At 58.2% G+C, this 17,463-nt stretch carries 15 protein-coding genes; 10 read left to right on the top strand and 5 right to left on the bottom strand.

Features of this window, described 5'->3' with window-relative positions:
• Positions 1 to 135: 135 nt before the first annotated feature.
• The 9 genes from ACEN2J_RS08215 (at position 136) to lpxK (ending at position 12,242) form a co-directional block, all read left to right on the top strand.
• Positions 136 to 2,877, top strand: a complete 2,742-nt coding sequence (locus ACEN2J_RS08215; protein ID WP_442104841.1) for a TRAP transporter permease — start codon at positions 136 to 138, stop codon at positions 2,875 to 2,877.
• Between the two features lie 10 nt (positions 2,878 to 2,887).
• Positions 2,888 to 3,316, top strand: coding sequence for a universal stress protein (locus tag ACEN2J_RS08210; RefSeq protein ID WP_442104839.1), 429 nt, complete (start codon positions 2,888 to 2,890; stop codon positions 3,314 to 3,316).
• Positions 3,317 to 3,377: 61 nt separating this feature from the next.
• Positions 3,378 to 4,391 carry a carbon-nitrogen hydrolase family protein gene (locus ACEN2J_RS08205; protein WP_442104838.1) on the top strand — a complete coding sequence of 338 codons (1,014 nt, stop codon included), beginning with the start codon at positions 3,378 to 3,380 and terminating at the stop codon, positions 4,389 to 4,391.
• 58 nt (positions 4,392 to 4,449) lie between these two features.
• On the top strand, positions 4,450 to 7,176 hold the full coding sequence (locus ACEN2J_RS08200) for an aminotransferase class I/II-fold pyridoxal phosphate-dependent enzyme (RefSeq protein ID WP_442104836.1): 2,727 nt from the start codon (positions 4,450 to 4,452) through the stop codon (positions 7,174 to 7,176).
• Positions 7,169 to 8,656: a biotin carboxylase gene (locus tag ACEN2J_RS08195; RefSeq protein ID WP_442104990.1), complete on the top strand. Its 1,488-nt coding sequence runs from the start codon at positions 7,169 to 7,171 to the stop codon at positions 8,654 to 8,656. The genes ACEN2J_RS08200 and ACEN2J_RS08195 overlap by 8 nt, the downstream gene beginning before the upstream one ends.
• Positions 8,656 to 9,663: a C45 family autoproteolytic acyltransferase/hydolase gene (locus ACEN2J_RS08190; RefSeq protein ID WP_442104834.1), complete on the top strand. Its 1,008-nt coding sequence runs from the start codon at positions 8,656 to 8,658 to the stop codon at positions 9,661 to 9,663. Before ACEN2J_RS08195 ends, ACEN2J_RS08190 begins: the two co-directional genes overlap by 1 nt.
• Positions 9,664 to 9,795: 132 nt before the next feature.
• The gene (locus ACEN2J_RS08185; RefSeq protein ID WP_442104832.1) at positions 9,796 to 10,041 is read left to right on the top strand and encodes a DUF4170 domain-containing protein; all 246 of its coding nucleotides are present in this window, start codon (positions 9,796 to 9,798) and stop codon (positions 10,039 to 10,041) included.
• Between the two features lie 9 nt (positions 10,042 to 10,050).
• Positions 10,051 to 11,250, top strand: coding sequence for a 3-deoxy-D-manno-octulosonic acid transferase (locus ACEN2J_RS08180; protein ID WP_442104830.1), 1,200 nt, complete (start codon positions 10,051 to 10,053; stop codon positions 11,248 to 11,250).
• On the top strand, positions 11,250 to 12,242 hold the full coding sequence (lpxK, locus tag ACEN2J_RS08175; protein ID WP_442104989.1) for a tetraacyldisaccharide 4'-kinase: 993 nt from the start codon (positions 11,250 to 11,252) through the stop codon (positions 12,240 to 12,242). The genes ACEN2J_RS08180 and lpxK overlap by 1 nt, the downstream gene beginning before the upstream one ends.
• Positions 12,243 to 12,317: 75 nt before the next feature.
• Here the strand turns inward: lpxK and ACEN2J_RS08170 are convergent, their stop codons facing one another.
• The 3 genes from ACEN2J_RS08170 to ACEN2J_RS08160 are packed head-to-tail and all read right to left on the bottom strand — an operon-like array spanning position 12,318 to position 13,987.
• Positions 12,318 to 12,818 carry a gluconokinase gene (locus ACEN2J_RS08170; protein ID WP_442104828.1) on the bottom strand — a complete coding sequence of 167 codons (501 nt, stop codon included), beginning with the start codon at positions 12,816 to 12,818 and terminating at the stop codon, positions 12,318 to 12,320.
• Entirely contained in the window at positions 12,815 to 13,564 is a 750-nt protein-coding gene (locus tag ACEN2J_RS08165; RefSeq protein ID WP_442104826.1) for an SDR family oxidoreductase, read from the bottom strand. The genes ACEN2J_RS08170 and ACEN2J_RS08165 overlap by 4 nt, the downstream gene beginning before the upstream one ends.
• A gap of 3 nt (positions 13,565 to 13,567) precedes the next feature.
• Positions 13,568 to 13,987, bottom strand: coding sequence for a GlcG/HbpS family heme-binding protein (locus ACEN2J_RS08160; RefSeq protein ID WP_442104825.1), 420 nt, complete (start codon positions 13,985 to 13,987; stop codon positions 13,568 to 13,570).
• Positions 13,988 to 14,111: 124 nt separating this feature from the next.
• On the opposite strand from ACEN2J_RS08160, the gene gndA reads away from it, so the two are divergent.
• A complete protein-coding gene (gene gndA / locus ACEN2J_RS08155; RefSeq protein ID WP_442104823.1) occupies positions 14,112 to 15,524 on the top strand; it encodes an NADP-dependent phosphogluconate dehydrogenase in 1,413 nt (470 codons plus the stop codon).
• Positions 15,525 to 15,599: 75 nt separating this feature from the next.
• Here gndA and ACEN2J_RS08150 read toward each other — a convergent pair whose 3' ends face one another.
• Complete coding sequence (locus tag ACEN2J_RS08150; RefSeq protein ID WP_442104821.1) at positions 15,600 to 16,517, bottom strand: dihydrodipicolinate synthase family protein; 918 nt, start codon at positions 16,515 to 16,517, stop codon at positions 15,600 to 15,602.
• Positions 16,518 to 16,538: 21 nt separating this feature from the next.
• The gene (locus ACEN2J_RS08145) at positions 16,539 to 17,435 is read right to left on the bottom strand and encodes a phosphotransferase (protein WP_442104819.1); all 897 of its coding nucleotides are present in this window, start codon (positions 17,433 to 17,435) and stop codon (positions 16,539 to 16,541) included.
• Between the last annotated feature and the right edge of the window lie 28 nt (positions 17,436 to 17,463).

Below are 17,463 nucleotides of genomic sequence, written 5' to 3'. Positions count from 1 at the left end.
TTGCCCGTGCGTTGATGCGCACGGGCAGCTTTTGCGCGTAGTCGGCACGCCGCGATCCGCCGAACAGAATTGCACATAATAACAAAAACCAAATAACAAAAACTAACGCCGTCATGCGGCCAACGGGGATATGCAATGGCACAAAGTGATCAAGCAAACCAAAGCGACAAGGTTGGGCTAAGCCAAGCCGAACTTGACGCAATCGTCGCCGCCTCCGATACTGGCGCGCGTGGCACCACTGGTTCGGTCGGGGTATTCGTTACCGTCGTCGCGCTCGCGTGGTCACTGTTCCAGCTATGGTTCGCCTCGCCCATCCCGTTTATGATCGGCTTTGGCGTGTTCAATGATACCGAGGCGCGCTCAATCCACCTTGCCTTTGCCTTGTTCCTTGCGTTTGCTGCTTTCCCCGCAGCCAGCACCAAGTTCCAAACCATTCTGGGCGTCACCGTGCCCGTTATTCTTGGGGCGCTGTTCTTTATTTCCGCCAAAGAGGATTCCTCGGTCTGGTGGATCGCCATTGTCGTACTGGCGATGATTGGCGTGGTTCTGCTCGGCTCGCCCAAAGATAAAATCCCTGTATGGGAATGGGCGCTGGCCGTCGTTGGTGCGGCCGCCGCGCTATACTTGTTCGTATATTACCGTGATATCGCGGGCCGCGTTGGCGCCCCGATCACACAAGATTTCGTCGTCGCTGTTATCGGTTTGCTGGTGCTGCTAGAGGCCACGCGCCGCGCACTGGGGCCAGCCTTGATGATCGTCGCCTCGGTGTTTCTGCTCTATACAGTGCTTGGCCCACAGATGCCCGATATCATCGCCCACAAAGGCAACAACCTTTCGGAAATCGTAAACCACCAGTGGATCACCACCGAAGGCGTTTTCGGCATCGCGCTGGGTGTGTCGACGTCTTTCGTGTTCCTGTTCGTGCTGTTCGGCTCCTTGCTGGATAAGGCGGGCGCAGGTAACTACTTTATCCAAGTCGCGTTTTCCCTGATGGGTCACATGCGCGGCGGTCCGGCCAAGGCGGCGGTTGTTTCCTCGGCCATGACCGGCCTGATTTCAGGGTCGTCGATCGCTAACGTGGTGACCACCGGCACATTCACCATTCCATTGATGAAAAAGGTCGGCTTTTCGGCTGAAAAGGCCGGCGCGGTTGAGGTTGCCTCGTCCGTCAACGGCCAGATCATGCCACCCGTTATGGGGGCGGCGGCCTTCTTGATGGTTGAATACGTCGGCATCCCTTATTTTGACGTGGTCAAACACGCCTTCTTGCCTGCGGTGATTTCCTATATCGCGCTGGTCTATATCGTGCACCTTGAGGCGCTAAAGGCCGGTATGGAAGGCTTGCCACGCGCCTATACGCCCAAGCCTATCGTGCAACGCCTGATCGGTATCGTGTTCACCATCGCGGTGATCTGCGCGCTGTCGCTGGCCGTTTACTATGGCATGGGCTGGATTCGTCCGACCTTCCCGAACGCGGCGGGTTACATCATCTTTGCGGCGGTCACGGCGGCCTATGTTGGCCTGCTCTACATCGCCTCCAAAGAGGAACCGCTAGAGCTGGACGACCCGAACGCACCCGTTACCAAGCTGCCATTGCCGGGGCCGACCATCCGTTCGGGCCTGCATTTCATCTTGCCTGTGGTCGTGCTGGTTTGGGCGCTTATGGTTGACCGTTTGTCACCCGGCCTGTCGGCATTTTGGGCGACCATGTATATGGTGTTCATCCTGCTAACCCAACGCCCGATCACCGCTATCATGCGCGGCGAAAGCAACCTTGCCCGTGACATCGGACATGGCGTCACCGACCTGCTTGACGGGCTGGAAACCGGCGCGCGCAACATGATCGGCATCGGCATCGCTACGGCGACCGCTGGTATCATCGTGGGGGCTGTTAGCCAAACCGGCGTAGGCTCGGCCCTTGCCGATGTGGTAGAGGTGCTGTCTGGCGGCAACCTGATGGGGATATTGCTGCTGACGGCTGTGCTGTCGCTGATCCTTGGGATGGGCCTGCCCACCACGGCAAACTACATCGTGGTTTCGGCGCTGTTGGCACCGGTGATCGTGACATTGGGCCAGCAAAACGGGTTGATCGTACCATTGATCGCCGTGCATTTGTTCGTGTTCTACTTTGGCATCATGGCCGATGTGACACCGCCAGTTGGCCTTGCCAGCTTTGCCGCGGCCGCTGTTTCGGGTGGCGACCCCATCAAAACCGGCGTCATCGCGTTTTTCTACAGCCTGCGCACTGCGGCCCTGCCCTTCCTGTTCATCTTTAACACCGAGTTGTTGTTGATCGATGTGACAATGGCGCAAGGCATATTCGTGTTCTGTATCGCGACCATTGCCATGCTACTGTTTGCGGCGGCGACCCAAGGCTGGTTCCTTGTGAAAAACCGCTTTTACGAATCTGCCGCGCTGATTTTGGTAGCGTTCACCCTGTTCCGCCCCGGTTTCTGGATGGACATGGCCTTCCCCCCCTATGTCGAGGAAGCACCATCTGAAATCGCACAATCTGCCGCCAACACCCCTACGGGTGAGGATCTGCGCGTCCGTGTGTCAGGCGTCAATGATCTGGGTGACCCGATCGAATTTGTCGCCCTTATCCCGATGGGGAATGAGGCCACGGGCGAGGAACGTCTGGCCGCCGCTGGCCTTGCCTTCCGCACCGATGGCGACAAGATGCTGATCGACGATGTGGCCTATGACAGCCCCGCCCAAACCGCCGGTTTGGATTGGGATCAAGAGGTGCTGCGCGTGCTTCGGCCTGTGCCTGTGCCATCAAAATATTGGATGTTCATTCCGGCCTTGCTGTTGCTTGCTATGGTTGTAATGTTGCAACGTGGGCGGGCGCCAAAACGTCACCCAGTAACTGCCTGAGGAGATCAAAATGTACAAATCCATCCTCTTGACGATTGATATAAACCAACCCCACAGCTGGGAAAAAGCCCTGCCAGAGGCGCTCAAGCTGTGCCGCGACTGGGAGGCAAAACTGCACGTCCTGACGGTTGTGCCAGCTTACGGTATGCCGGTGGTCGAAGGCTTCTTTCCGGCAGAGTTTGAAAGCAAAGCAATCCATAAAACCGGCGAAGATCTTAAGGCATTGCTGGAAACCCTGATCCCCGATGGTCAACATGCCGAGGCGCATGTGCGCGCCGGTGTGGTCCATGGCGAGATTTTGGCCGCTATCGGGACGATTGGCGCAGATTTGGTCGTGATGGGCAGCCACCCGCCCGACCGGATGCGCGACTTTCTGATCGGTTCCAACGCTGACAGGGTTGTGCGTCATTCACCTGTTTCAGTCTTGGTGGTGCGGTGATAGAAAGCGGACGAGACGGCGCAGAACCGCGCCGCCCACCCATAACCAATCTGGAAATGAAATGACTCCTTTCGCAATCGCTGGCGTTCAAATGTACGTCAATGCCCTGCAACCCAACGTCGAAGGCATGCTGCAACGGCTGGACGTTCTGATGAACGTCTACCCTTGGACGCAAATGGTGATGTTCAGTGAACTGGCCGCCTTTGGCCCGCTAACCAAGCATGCGCTGCCCCTGCATAACGAACACATTGAACGGTTTCAGGCTGCTGCGGCGCGTCACCACATTTGGTTGATTCCCGGCTCGATGTACCAAAAAACAGAAGATGGCCGCATTCTGAACACCTCGGTGGTGATCAACCCAGCGGGCGAAATCATCAAAACATACAGCAAAATGTTTCCCTTCATGCCATATGAAGTTGGCGTCTCGCCGGGCACAGAATTCTGTATCTTTGATATTCCAGACGTGGGCCGCTTTGGTCTGTCGATCTGTTATGATGTTTGGTTCCCCGAAACCACGCGCCAACTTACCTCGCAAGGCGTAGAAGTGCTGCTGCTGCCAATTCTGACCGGCACCGCCGACCGTGACGCCGAAATCGCGATTGCCCGTGCAACAGCAGCACAGTTTCAGTGCTACGTCTTTGGCGTCAACGGATTGGGCTCGGGTGGTAACGGTCGCTCGGTGGTGGTTGACCCAACGTCTACCGTCATCCACTCTTCGGCTGGCCAAGAAGATATGTTCCCGATCGAGCTTGATCTTGACCATGTGCGCCGCCAACGCGCCGCCGGTATGCGTGGCCTTGGCCAAGTGCTGAAAAGCTTCCGTGACCGTCCGGTTGATTTCTCAATCTATGACCGGAACAGTGGCACCGATGCCTATTTGCACACCTTGGGACCATTGGAAAAACAACAGCAAGGCTCACGTGCCGAACTGCAAATCGACCAACGTGATGTGGTTCTAGGCTCGGCCGAGGCTGAAGCCGTGGGCTTTGGTGCACCAGCTCCAAAAGGTGTGGCTGCGATTTCCGGCATCGACCTGCCGGGCGCAGGGCTCTCGGGTAAAACTATTACTGGCTAACGCGGGCGCAGGCCTATTGCCTGCATCGCCCAATTGCTGACAAAAAAGGGACGACACGATGCAGTCAATGAATGATTACTACTCTGCCGTTCAGCTTCGCGCTGATCGGTGGAGCAGCCTCCGCGAAAAGCTTGATTTTCTTTCCAAAAACCCCGATGGACGCCGTGCAAAAACCGTCCATGCCGAGGCGGCAAAACTATTCGATTCTCTCGCACTGATTGAACGCTATTGGGCCTTTCCGGGCACAGCAGCCTTTGACACCATGCGCCGCCAGTTTGAACACAACCATTTGGGCGAACTTGCCTATGCCGTAAGCCGCGTTAATCGCGCGCTTAGCACAGGGGCTTACCGCCGCCGTACCATCCCGCTGGACCGTGAGGGCCGCGATGAGGACCAAGACGAAGTATCCTTGCTGCCGCCCGATGCGCGCTCGCTTGCCAAGCCATATTTTGAAGTGATGATCGTCGATGATGTGAATGAGCATCAAGAACGCTGGTTAAAAACCAACATGACCTCGATGCGCCGGGTCGAGGATGATTTCATCTATGAACCCGTCATCGTGCCCAGCCTGCAAGACGCGCTGATCGGCGTGCTGTTCAACCATAACATTCAGGCAATTATCGTTCGGCCCGGCCTTAAGCTGGAATCCGATGTCGAGCTGCCAATTCTGACCCGCTATCTCAGCCGCGCCGGCGGCGCCGAAGAGCTGGAAGATATCGCAAACCAAGACCTCGGCCCCGAACTCTGCCGTCTGATCGCTAAGGTCCGGCCTGAACTGGACGCCTACCTCGTCACCGACCGCTCGGTCGAGGATATCGCCGGTCTTGACCTCGGGATTTGCCGCCGTGTCTTCTATAACCAAGAAGACTTTATGGAGCTGCACCTGAACATCCTGCGCGGCGTTCAGGCCCGCTACAACACCCCGTTCTTTACCGCGTTGAAAGAGTATTCGCGCCAGCCGACAGGTGTTTTCCACGCCATGCCGATCAGCCGCGGCAAGTCGATCACCCGCAGCCACTGGATCCAAGATATGGGTACGTTCTACGGCCCCAACATCTTTCTTGCGGAAACTTCGGCCACATCCGGCGGGCTTGATAGCCTGTTGGAACCCCACGGCACGATCAAAGAGGCGCAAGAGCTGGCCAGCCGCGCCTTTGGTTCTAAGCAGACGTTTTTCGCCACCAACGGCACCTCGACCTGTAACAAAATCGTCGTGCAGGCGCTGGTACGCCCCGATGATATCGTGCTGGTCGACCGCGATTGCCACAAATCGCACCACTACGGCATGGTGCTGTCCGGCGCGCAGGTTTGCTATCTCGACAGCTATCCGCTGAACGAATATTCCATGTATGGCGCTGTTCCGCTTAAGGAAATCAAGGCGCAACTGCTGAAGCTAAAGGCCGCAGGCAAGCTGGACCGCGTGCGGATGCTACTACTAACCAACTGCACCTTTGACGGTATCGTCTATAACGTTGAACGCGTGATGGAAGAATGCCTCGCCATCAAACCCGATCTAGTTTTCCTTTGGGATGAGGCGTGGTTTGCCTTTGCCCGCTTTGGCCCGACCTATCGCCAACGTACCGGCATGAACGCGGCCAATAACCTGCGCCAAAAGCTGCGCACCCCCGAGCATGAAAAAGCCTATGCCAAGCAGCAAGAAAAGCTGAAAGACGCCGATGACGCAACGCTGCTGAAAACGCGGCTTATCCCATCGCCCAAGGCCCGCGTTCGGGTTTATGCAACCCAATCGACGCATAAAACCCTAACATCGCTGCGCCAAGGCTCGATGATCCACGTCAACGATCAGGATTTCAAAGGCCAAGTCGAGGAAAGCTTCCACGAAGCCTACATGACCCACACGTCAACAAGCCCGAACTATCAGATCATCGCCAGTTTGGATGTTGGCCGCCGTCAAGTCGAACTTGAAGGGTTCGAATTTGTGCAACGCCAGGTCGAGGCCGCGATGTCGATGCGCCGCGCAATTTCGACCCACCCGCTTTTGCAAAAATACTTCAAGGTGTTGGCAGCGGGCGATATGATCCCCGAAGAGCATCGCGAAAGCGGCGTCACCAGCTATTACGACCCCGAACAGGGTTGGACAGACACGTGGAACTGCTGGGAAAAGGACGAATTTGTCCTTGATGCCACCCGCGTCACGCTGGCTGTAGGCGGCACCGGTTGGGATGGCGACACCTTCAAGACCGATATCTTGATGGATAAATACGGTATCCAGATCAACAAAACCTCGCGCAATACCGTGCTGTTTATGACCAATATCGGCACCACGCGGTCGTCGGTTGCGTACCTGATCGAGGTGTTGGTCGAAATCGCCAAAGAGCTAGATGAAAAGCTGGACGATGCCTCTAAAATGGAGCGCCTTTCCTTTGAAAAGCGCGTGAAAAACCTGATGCAAGACCTGCCGCCCTTGCCCGACTTTTCCTATTTCCACCCGGCCTTCTGCGCCGATCCGCACACCGGAGAGGGCGATTTGCGCACGCCGTTCTTCCTAGCCTATGACGAAAACAACTGTGATTACCTTGACCTGAACGGCGATATTTTGTTGGAAATCGAAAAGGGACGTGAGGTGGTTTCCGCCTCGTTCATCATCCCCTATCCGCCCGGTTTCCCAATTCTCGTGCCGGGACAAGTTATCAGCCGTGAAATCCTCGCATTTATGCGGGCGCTGGATGTAAGCGAGATCCACGGCTACCGCGCCGACCTTGGCCTACGCGTCTTTACCGACGAAATTCTGGCCAAACAGGTCGCAAAAAAGACTAATAAATAAGAATAACAGGGAGAAAATAATGAACGATAAGAAACTTGCTAACATCTCGGAAATTCGTCGCTTTTTTCACCGCAACGAAGATCCGGTCTATTTCATCTCGGCGACCAACTTTAACCTGTTGGGCATTGATGAATGGTGCAAAAACTTTAAATATATCTGCTACTTAGATTGTTATGACGGCCGCCACCCGAACGTGTTTTGCCCGTCTGAACAACCGCATGCGGAATTCCAGAGCATCGAAGACATCAACAACTATCTGTTGCAGCACAAAGAGGTCATCGACCTTGTGAAACGCCGCGGCGGCAAGCCAAAGTTCGTGTTCTTGATGTTTGATGAAGAAACCGAACGTCTGGCCAAAGAGCTTGGCGCCGATGTCTGGTTCCCAAAGGCGAAACTGCGCAACAAGCTGGATAACAAGATCGAAACCGTCCGCATCGGCAACAAAGCCGGCGTGCCATCGGTGCCAAACGTCTTGGCCGAGGTAAAATCCTACGAAGACTTGCAGAAAACCTGTGAAAAAGCCGGTATCGGCCATGACCTCGTGCTGCAATCGGCTTATGGCGACTCGGGTCACACCACATTCTTTATCAAATCCGAAGCTGATTTCCGCCGCCATGAGCATGAAATCATCGGCGAAGGTGAGATCAAGATCATGAAGCGCATCAACTGCCGTGGTGCGGCGATTGAGGCCTGCGCCACCAAAGAAGGTACGATTGTTGGCCCCTTGATGACCGAGCTTGTCGGCTTCAAAGAACTGACCCCCTATCGTGGCGGCTGGTGTGGCAACGAGATTCTGTCCACTGCCTTCCCGCCCAAAGTCCGCGAAAAGGCCCGCGAACTGTCCTTCAAATTCGGTGAGCAACTTCGCAAAGAAGGCTATCGAGGCTATTTCGAACTCGATTTCTTGATCGACAAAAAATCGGGTGAGATTTATTTGGGCGAGCTGAACCCACGCATCACCGGTGCCAGCTCGATGACCAACCACGCAGCCTTTGCCCATGCCGACGCGCCTTTGTTCCTGTTCCACCTGCTCGAGTTTTCCAAGGCACAGTTCAAGCTGGACGTGGCCGAGTTGAACAGCCGTTGGGCCAACCCGAACATGATCGACAGCTGGAGCCAGATGGTCATCAAACACACCGAGGACAGCGTGGATATCTTGTCCGACGCGCCGCAAACCGGCATCTATAAGATGAAGGAAGACGGCACCGTGGTATTTGACCGCTTTGATTATCACCGTCGTGCGGTTGAATCGGAAAACGAAGCGTTCTTCCTGCGCATCCTTAAGCCGGGTGATTACCGCTATGAAGGCGCCGATCTGGGCATCTTGGTCACACGGGGCCGGTCGATGACCAACAACTTCATGTTGAACGAGCGTGCGAAACGTTGGATTCACGGCATCAAGAACGCGTTCAAGGCCGATCCGATGCCTGTGGCCGAGGCAGGGCCAGCCTTTGCCGATCCGGCCTTTAAGATCATGTAATGGAACTGATCTGGCGCAGCATAAGCGAGCCAGAGTATCAGCCCGGCCCCAAGTGGGCTGGGCTGTTTGCCGAGCTATGGCCGGCGTATAAATCATGGTGGATGCGCGAAGGTATCGACGCGCGCCCAACCTATTGGGAAAGCCTGAAGGCGCTTAAAACCCATATGCCGGAAATCGTGCCGCTGTATGATCAGCTGTGCGAGCAGGCCGGCGGCGGCGATCTTGCCGCGCGGTTCCTCAGCTTTTATCGTCCCCCGCCTTATCTTTCGGGGTGCAGTCAGGCGATCTGGCCGGGCAAAGAGCCGCTTTTGGTGCGCAACTACGACTATAACCCCAAGGCATTTGAGCGTGTCGTGCTGCAAACCCGCTGGCAGGGCCGTAATGTGATTGGCACATCTGATGGCCTTTGGGGCCTTGTCGATGGGATGAATGACGCAGGCCTTGCCGTATCGCTGACCTTTGGCGGCAGGCGCGTTGTGGGCGATGGTTTCGGCGTGCCGTTGATCCTGCGCTATGTGCTGCAAACCTGCGAAACCGCCGAGCAGGCTGGTGCTGCCCTTGCGCGCATCCCCACGCATATGAGCTATAACGTCACCGTACTCGACGCCAAACGCAACTTTCTAACCGCGCTTATGGCACCCGACCGGCCCGCCATTATCACCCATGCGGCTGTGGCGACAAATCACCAAGAAAAGGTGGAATGGGATGCCCACGCCCGCGCGACCGCCACGGTGGAACGCGAGCGTTTCTTGCTCCAACGCCTGACTGGTCATATCGAGCCGCAGGAAAAGTTCATCTCGGCTTTCCTGCGCCCGCCGCTCTATTCCATCGCCTTTGATCGCGGGTTCGGCACGCTTTACACCGCCGTCTACCGCCCTCGATTGGGCGAGATGGAACTGCGCTGGCCGCGTGGTACTTGGGTGCTTAACCTGCGCGGCGGCCCTGATGAGTTTCGCACCATCTACACCCCCGAAACCAACACCATCCCGCAAAAGGCAAGCCAGTAGCGGCAGCCTTATCGCCGCCCAAGGCCCGCTGCTAAACCTGAAGCCCCCTGCGACTATACGCCAAAGGTGCCCCCTTTCGCCGCCGCGCCCATCACGTTAGGCTAGGCGCAATTGTACAACCCGGAGAATTCTATGACCCAACGTCTTCACCTCGTATTCGGTGGCGAGCTTATCAGCACCCAAGGCACCGCCTTCAAAGACCCCGATAACATCCATATCGTCGGCATGTTCCCCAACTACGATGCCGCCTATAAGGCATGGAAGGCCGAGGCCCAGCGCACCGTGGATGAGGCCCAAACCCGCTATTTCATCGCCCATATCCACCGCCTGCGCGAAGAGAATGTGGCCGCATCCGCCACCGAAGAGCTGGGGGGCTAAGCGCCCCAAATGGCCTATTCGCTTGGCCTTACGCTCTATAACCTTGCCAATCGTGCGGCAATTGCAGCGATTGCAAACCGCCCAGCGCGCCCCAGTGGCACGCTGGTATGGCTGCATGCGCCGGGCCCTGACAGCCTGGCGCAAATGACCGGCCTTGCCGCACGGCTAGAGGAAGACCACAGCCTTAACATCCTGTTGACCAGCCCCGTTGAGCCAAAAACCCGCCATCCCGGTGTGATCTGGCAACCCCCGCCCGAAGATACGCCTTCGGATGCGCGCGCCGTGCTGGACCACTGGAAACCCGACCTGATGGCCTTTGCCGAAGGCGAACTGCGCCCAGCCCTGCTGCATGAGGCCCATGAACGCCATATCCCCGTAGCGCTGGTGGATGCCCGCAGCCCTGCAATTTTACGCGGGCGAGAAGGGTGGTGGCCGGGCCTGATGCGGGGCCTTTTGGGCAGCTTTAGTGCCGTTTTGGCCATTGATCAAACCGCCGCTCGTGCCATGCGCCGCGCCGGTGCAGAACAGAATATCGTGCAAGTGACGGGCCGGATGGAATACCCCAGCGCCGTGCTGCGCTGTAATGAGGCCGAACGCACCTCTCTGGCCGCACAGCTTGCCACCCGCCCCGTCTGGTTCGCCGCTGGCCTGCCCGAAGACGAAGAAGACATGGTCATTGCAGCCCACCGCTCGGCTATGAAACTGGCGCATCGCTTGCTGCTGATCGTGTCACCCCAAGACGAGACGCGCATTCCCGCCCTTGCTGCCCGCATGGACGAAAGCGAAGGCTGGCTGACCGCTTGCCGCAAACAAGACGAAGAGCCAGACCCAGAAGTGCAGGTGCTTATCGTCGATCCCGATGGCGAATATGGCCTGTGGTATAGGCTGGCCCCCATCACCTATATCGGCGGCGGCATGGGCGACGAGGGTATTTCACGCGACCCGATGGAGGCAGCTGCACTCGGCTCGGCTATTATCCACGGGCCGCGCGGTGGGCGGCACGGCGCGGCGCTCGGGCGGCTTGCGTCATCCTCGGCCACTTGCCTTGTCGCCGATCAACGCGGTTTGGCCACTGTTTTGGGTGAGCTGCTTGCCCCCGACCGCGCCGCCCGTTTGGCCCAAGCGGCGTGGGCCGTTGAATCCGACGGCGCCGAGGCAACCGAGAAAACCATGGCCGCCTTGTGCAAACTGCTAGAGGCCCCAAAATGATGCAGGCCCCCGCTTTTTGGAACCGCCCGCCCAAAGCGCCCGGCCTGCGCGCCCGCCTGCTGGCCCCGCTGGGCTGGGCCTATGCTGCGGCCACCGCGCAGCGTTTACGCAAATCGGGCGCCTATAAGGCCACAATCCCCGTGATCTGCATCGGCAATCTGAACGCCGGCGGCACGGGTAAAACCCCTACCACCATCGCACTGATTGAGCGGTTGTTGGCGCGGGGCGTGGCGGTGCATGTGGTCTCACGCGGCCACGGCGGGCGGCTGACCGGCCCGTTACAGGTGAATGAACGTCAACACAGCGCCACCGATACGGGCGACGAGCCACTGCTGCTCTCGGCATTCGCCCCCACATGGATTGCCCGCGACCGTGCCCAAGGGGTGCAGGCCGCGCAGACAGCAGGGGCGCAGGTGGTATTGCTGGATGACGGGTTCCAAAACCCCTCGGTGGTCAAGGATGTATCGATTGTCGTCGTCGATGCCTATCGCGGTTTTGGCAACGGGCGGTGCTTGCCCGCAGGGCCATTGCGGGAACCCGTGGCGGTGGGCCTTGGGCGTGCCGATATGGTTTTGTCGATCGGTGACACAGCGGCGCAGGCCCAGTTCACCGCCCTTTGGGGGAATACGCTGCACCTGCCGCATGTCACCGGCGCACTTGAGGTGCTGCAAATGGGCATGGATTGGCAGGGCGAAAAGGTGCTCGCTTTTGCTGGCATCGGCCACCCAGACAAGTTTTTTGCCACGCTGCGCGGCACCGGTGCCAATGTGATCCGCACAGAGGCGCTAAGTGACCATCAGCCCTTTTCCGACGCCCTGCTGCGGCGGCTGGCCCATGAGGCAGCAAGCCTTGGCGCGCAGCTTGTCACCACCGAGAAAGACGCCGTTCGCTTGCCTGCGGCGTTCCGGCCTAAAGTGTTGACATTGCCCGTACGGCTACGGTTGACGGATTGGCAGGCGTTGGATCAGGTTTTCGACCGCTTGGGCCTGTAACAACTGGCAGGATTTAGGTATTTTTGCCAAGATGAAATCGGGGGCGGTTCTTGGTTTACGCGGGTATTGGCGTGGTTAGTGACCCTTTTCGGCCTGAAGCTGCGCCAAAATATCTGCGACAATCCCTGCCAGAGGTTGGTCAATGCTGACTGTGACCGCCAGTTCATCGGCCAATGGCGGCTCTAACGTGGCGAATTGGCTGTCTAGTAAGGCCGTTGGCATGAAATGCCCTGCCCGTGCCGCCATACGTCCACCGATCAAGGCGCGACTGCCTGCGAGATGGATAAAGCAGACTGGCGCGCCTGCCGCCTTTGTAATCCGTTCGCGGTAGACGCGACGCAGCGCCGAGCAGCCCAAGATCATATTTGGCGCGGCCAGCTCGGTTCCCACCAGATCAAGCCAAGGCCAGCGGTCAGCGTCCGTCAGCGCCTCGCCCCGCGCCATTTTGGCGATGTTAGTGGCTGGGTGCAGATCATCGCCATCCAGATAGCGCGCACCAAGCGCAGGCCCCAGCGCCGCCCCGACCGAAGATTTGCCGCAGCCCGAAACGCCCATCAAAACGTATCTATCACTCATAGCGATGCCGTTATCCCGCCATCCACATAAAGGATGTGCCCATTCACAAAACTTGATGCCGGTGAGGATAGAAACACGCAAGCCCCGACCAATTCCTCAACCCGCCCCCAGCGCCCCGCAGGTGTGCGTTTTTCCAGCCACGTACTGAAATCGGGGTCGGCGACGAGGGCCGCATTCAACGGCGTGTCAAAATACCCCGGCGCAATCGCATTGCACTGCAGCCCATGCTTGGCCCAATCGGTTGCCATGCCTTTGGTCAGGTTGCCCACCGCGCCCTTAGTCGCCGTATAAGGCGCAATTCCGGGCCGTGCCAAGGCCGTCTGCACGGACGCAATGTTGATAATCTTGCCCGCGCCGCGGCCTATCATATGCCGCGCAACCGCTTGGCCTACGTGGAAAACCGATGCCACGTTGGTTTGCAACAGCCGCTCAAACGCGTCTGCCGGAAACTCCTCAAGCGGGGCGCGGTGTTGCATGCCTGCGTTGTTCACCAAAATATCAATCGGGCCAATACTGCCCTCAAACCCATCGACCGCCGCACGTACAGCGGCATGATCGGTGGCATCAAACGGTAGGGCGACAGCGCCAGAAATTTGTGCCACAGCCGCCGTCAGTCGCCCCATATCGCGCCCGTTCAGCACCACCTGCGCGCCCGCAGCCGACAATCCCTTGGCCAGCGCAAACCCGATGCCCTGTGACGACCCCGTAATCAGCGCGCGCTTGCCTGCCAGGCTGAACATGTCCATCGGTTACACCGCGTCTGCGCCGATTGCGGCCAACATCGCCTCGGCCACCTCGATATCTTGCGCGCCACTGCCAGAGCCCACACCAATGCCACCCACCAGCACACCACCCATGCGAATGGGTAAGCCACCGGCAAGCCCCGTCAACGCGCCATCCGTGGCCAGCGCCACCGCCACGCGAATTCCCTCGGGCAGGTTGGTGCTGGGCGCGCGCGTGCTTGATGCCGTCTGCGCCTTGGCCCGTGCGGACCGCATCGCCAAAAACTTTGCGCCATGCATCCGCATCACGCCCAGATCAACGCCGGACGCATCGACAATCACCAAACATTGCGGCTGCCCCATCGCCTGCGCCTTGGCACAGCCTGCATCCAACATCGTCAAAATCGCGGCATCATTCAGCACCCGCGCTTCTTCGGTAAAACTCATGTGAACATCCTTTATCTAAAAACCCTCGGCTTGACCGCAGCCAAACCCGCCGTTACCGCTAGCAAATCAGCCGCAGCGCAAAATCGCAACGCCCTTTTTTAACAGCCAAAGCGAGGCCCACCCCATGACCCAATCAGATATCGGCCTTATCGGCCTTGGCACAATGGGGGCAATGCTGGCCCTGAATATCGCGGAAAAGGGCTTTCCCATTGCGGTTTGGAACCGCACTACCGAAGTTACCCATAAATTCGTCCAATCGGCAGGGGATCTTGCCCCGAAAATCACGCCAACCGACACGCTGGCAGATCTGGTTGCCGCCCTGAAAACGCCGCGCGCGATCATCCTTATGGTGCCAGCAGGCCAAGCGGTTGATGACCAAATCACTGCCCTTACCCCGCTGCTGGACGATGGCGATATGATCATCGACGCAGGCAACGCCAATTTCCGCGATACCAACCGCCGCGCCGAAAATGCAGCCCAAGGTGGCCCACGTTTCCTTGGCATCGGTGTGTCGGGTGGCGAGGAAGGCGCGCGCCACGGCCCGTCGATCATGGGCGGCGGTAAGGCCGAGGATTGGAACCGCATCTCGCATATCCTAGAGGCGATTTCTGCCAAATACCAAGGCACCCCTTGCGCAACACGGATGGGTGATGCCGGTGCCGGCCATTTCGTCAAAGCCGTTCACAACGGTATCGAATACGCCGATATGCAAATGATTGCCGAGGTTTACGGCGTGTTGCGCGATGGCATGGGCTTTCATGCCCCTGATATCTCTGACGTGTTGGCCGGTTGGAACAAAGGGCCGTTGCAATCCTATCTGATCGAGATTTCAGCGGCGGTCACCGCCGTCATCGACGACAAGACCAACGAACCAATCGTCGATGTTATCCTTGACCGCGCAGGCCAAAAAGGCACAGGCCGCTGGACCGTAATCGAGGCGCAGCACCTGTCGGCCCCCATTCCGGTGATTGAGGCGGCTGTCATGGCACGCAACACCTCGGCCCTGCTTGACGAACGCTGCAAAGGCGAGGCGCTGTTTGGCCCCGCCCCGCAAGAGATGCCGCGCAGCACGCTGACCATCGCCGACTTGGAACACGCGATGATTGCAGGAAAAATCCTATGCTATGCCCAAGGCTTTGCGCTGACATCAGCTGCCTCGGCCGAGTTTGGCTGGTCCTTGCCCCTACCCGAAATCGCCAAAGTTTGGCGCGAAGGCTGCATCATCCGATCGTCGATGCTTAACGATATGGCAACAGCATTGGCCGAGGACCCGAGCCGCAACCTGATACTGGCCCCGTTCTTTGCCGATCTCTTGGAAAAAAGCCATAATGCCTTGCGCAAAGTGGTCGCAAATGCCGCCCTAAACGGCCTGCCCGTGCCCGCGCTGGCGGCTGGTCTTGCCTGGTTTGATATCATGCGCACCGGACGTTCCACCGCCAACATGATCCAAGCACAACGTGACTTTTTCGGCGCGCACGGCTTTGAGCGCACCGATGGCGGATCGGGGCACCACGGCCCATGGGCGATGCAGGGCTAAACGACGGGTTTTCCACCCACTGTCTGCGGCGGTGTAGGTCGGGGTTCGCCCCGCATCTACACCGCTACTCTGCACCTAGCCCAGCTCTGCCAGCCGCCGCTCTAGCCGCCCCATCAACAGCTCTACCTCGGCAACCCCCGCAGCCGACAGCGCCGCCCCGGGCCGCCGTTGTGTAGCATGGGCGATCACACCTCTTTTCATTAAAACATGCTTGCGAATGGCCAATCCCAGCCCCGGTTGCTGCTCAAACCGCGCCAGCGGAAGGTAGGCATCAAACAAATCCCGCCCCCGATCCGGCGTGCCGTTTAGATGGTTTTTCACAACTGAAACCATCATCTCGGGATAGGCAAAACCCGTCATCGCGCCGTCGGCCCCACGGGCCATTTCTTCGGGTAAAAAGACGCCGCCATTGCCGCACAGAATAGAAATTCGCCGGTTCAAAGCGCCCTCTTTGCGCAAAGCCCCGATCTTTTCCAACCCCGGCCAATCTTCGTGTTTCAAACAAACACAGGTCGGCAAATCCCTCACAATCCGCGTGATGACCGGAACCGACATCTGCACCCCCGTGACCAGCGGAAAATCCTGCACCACAAAGGGTGCGTCACCGATAAATTCCACAGCCTGATGATAATATCCGACGATCTGATCATCGGTCCGCAAATGGCCGGGCGGCGCGATCATCACCCCCGCTGCCCCGCAATCCATCACCGACTTCGCAAGCCCCGCCATCTGGGCAAAACCGGGCGCGGAAACCCCGACAATCACAGGAACACGCCCAGCAACGCGCGCGACGATCCGGCGCACGAATGCGGTGCTTTCGGCCTCGGTCAGCTTGGGGGCCTCACCCATAATTCCCAAAACCGTTAGGCCTGTTGCCCCTGCATCCAGATAGAAATCTACCATCCGGTCCGTGCTTGCCATATCTACCGCGCCATCCGGCAAAAACGGTGTCACCGCGATCACATAAACGCCTTTTGCGCCCTCATCCAACATCCGCTTTCCTTTCAGTGGTTCTTAAATTGCTGCCAAATGTGTTGCAAACTCTGGCCGCGCCATCAATGCCTTGCAACGGCTAAAACGCGCTTCGGCATAAACGCGAAAATCATCGGCGGGGTTGCCCTCGGCCAGTTGGATCAGCCCCCACAATGTCCACAACAGATCACACATCGCTTTGTAAATCACCATCCGCCCTTGATCTGCGGCACTGGGCGCTGCCCCGAAATAGGCCTGCAACATCTCGGCATCCTGATCATCGGTAAAGCTGCCCTCAACCGATAAATCACCAAGATCCCACATCGGGTCATTCATCCCCGAATATTCCCAATCCACGATCCACATCGCGGTGCCGGTATCAAGGAAGTTTTCGCACAAAGGGTCGCAATGGCAGGGGGCCAAAGGCACCGGATTTCGCGCCAAAGCGGAGCGAACCGCTTCGGCCTCGTCTACCACGGCGCGATACCCTTCGGGCAAGGCGACATCCTTGGTCGCCAGCAAAGCGAGGTAGTCGTCAATCATCGCAAACAGTTCAAACCGAAACGGGAGCACCGCACCTGATCGGTGAAGCTTGGCAAAGCTTGTGCCCGCCCGCGCGGCGGCCCCTTTTCGGCTGGCAAAACCTTGGGGCGTCATCGTCACTGCGCCTGCAATAAACCGCGTCACCATCACCCCACTGGCAGCATCGGCAAAGACCACCTCTGGTGCAATTCCAGCACGCGCAGCCTCGCTTGCCGCTACAGCCTCATTCGCGCGGTCGATATAGGCGGCGGTTCCTTTACCCGGCAGGCGCAGACATAAATCATCCAAACGGTACACCCGATTGGTCAAACCACCCAAACGCTCGATTGGACCATCATAGCCAGAAAGGGCCTTAACAGAGCCGATTATGGCGCGAACCTCTGCTATTTCATCCATCACACGCCTCCTTGTTTCCCCTATCATT

This window comes from Pseudorhodobacter sp. W20_MBD10_FR17, from assembly GCF_052119765.1.
GTDB lineage: Bacteria > Pseudomonadota > Alphaproteobacteria > Rhodobacterales > Rhodobacteraceae > Pseudorhodobacter.
Note: the sequence above shows the minus strand (reverse complement) of the source record. Positions and strands in the feature narration are given on the sequence as shown.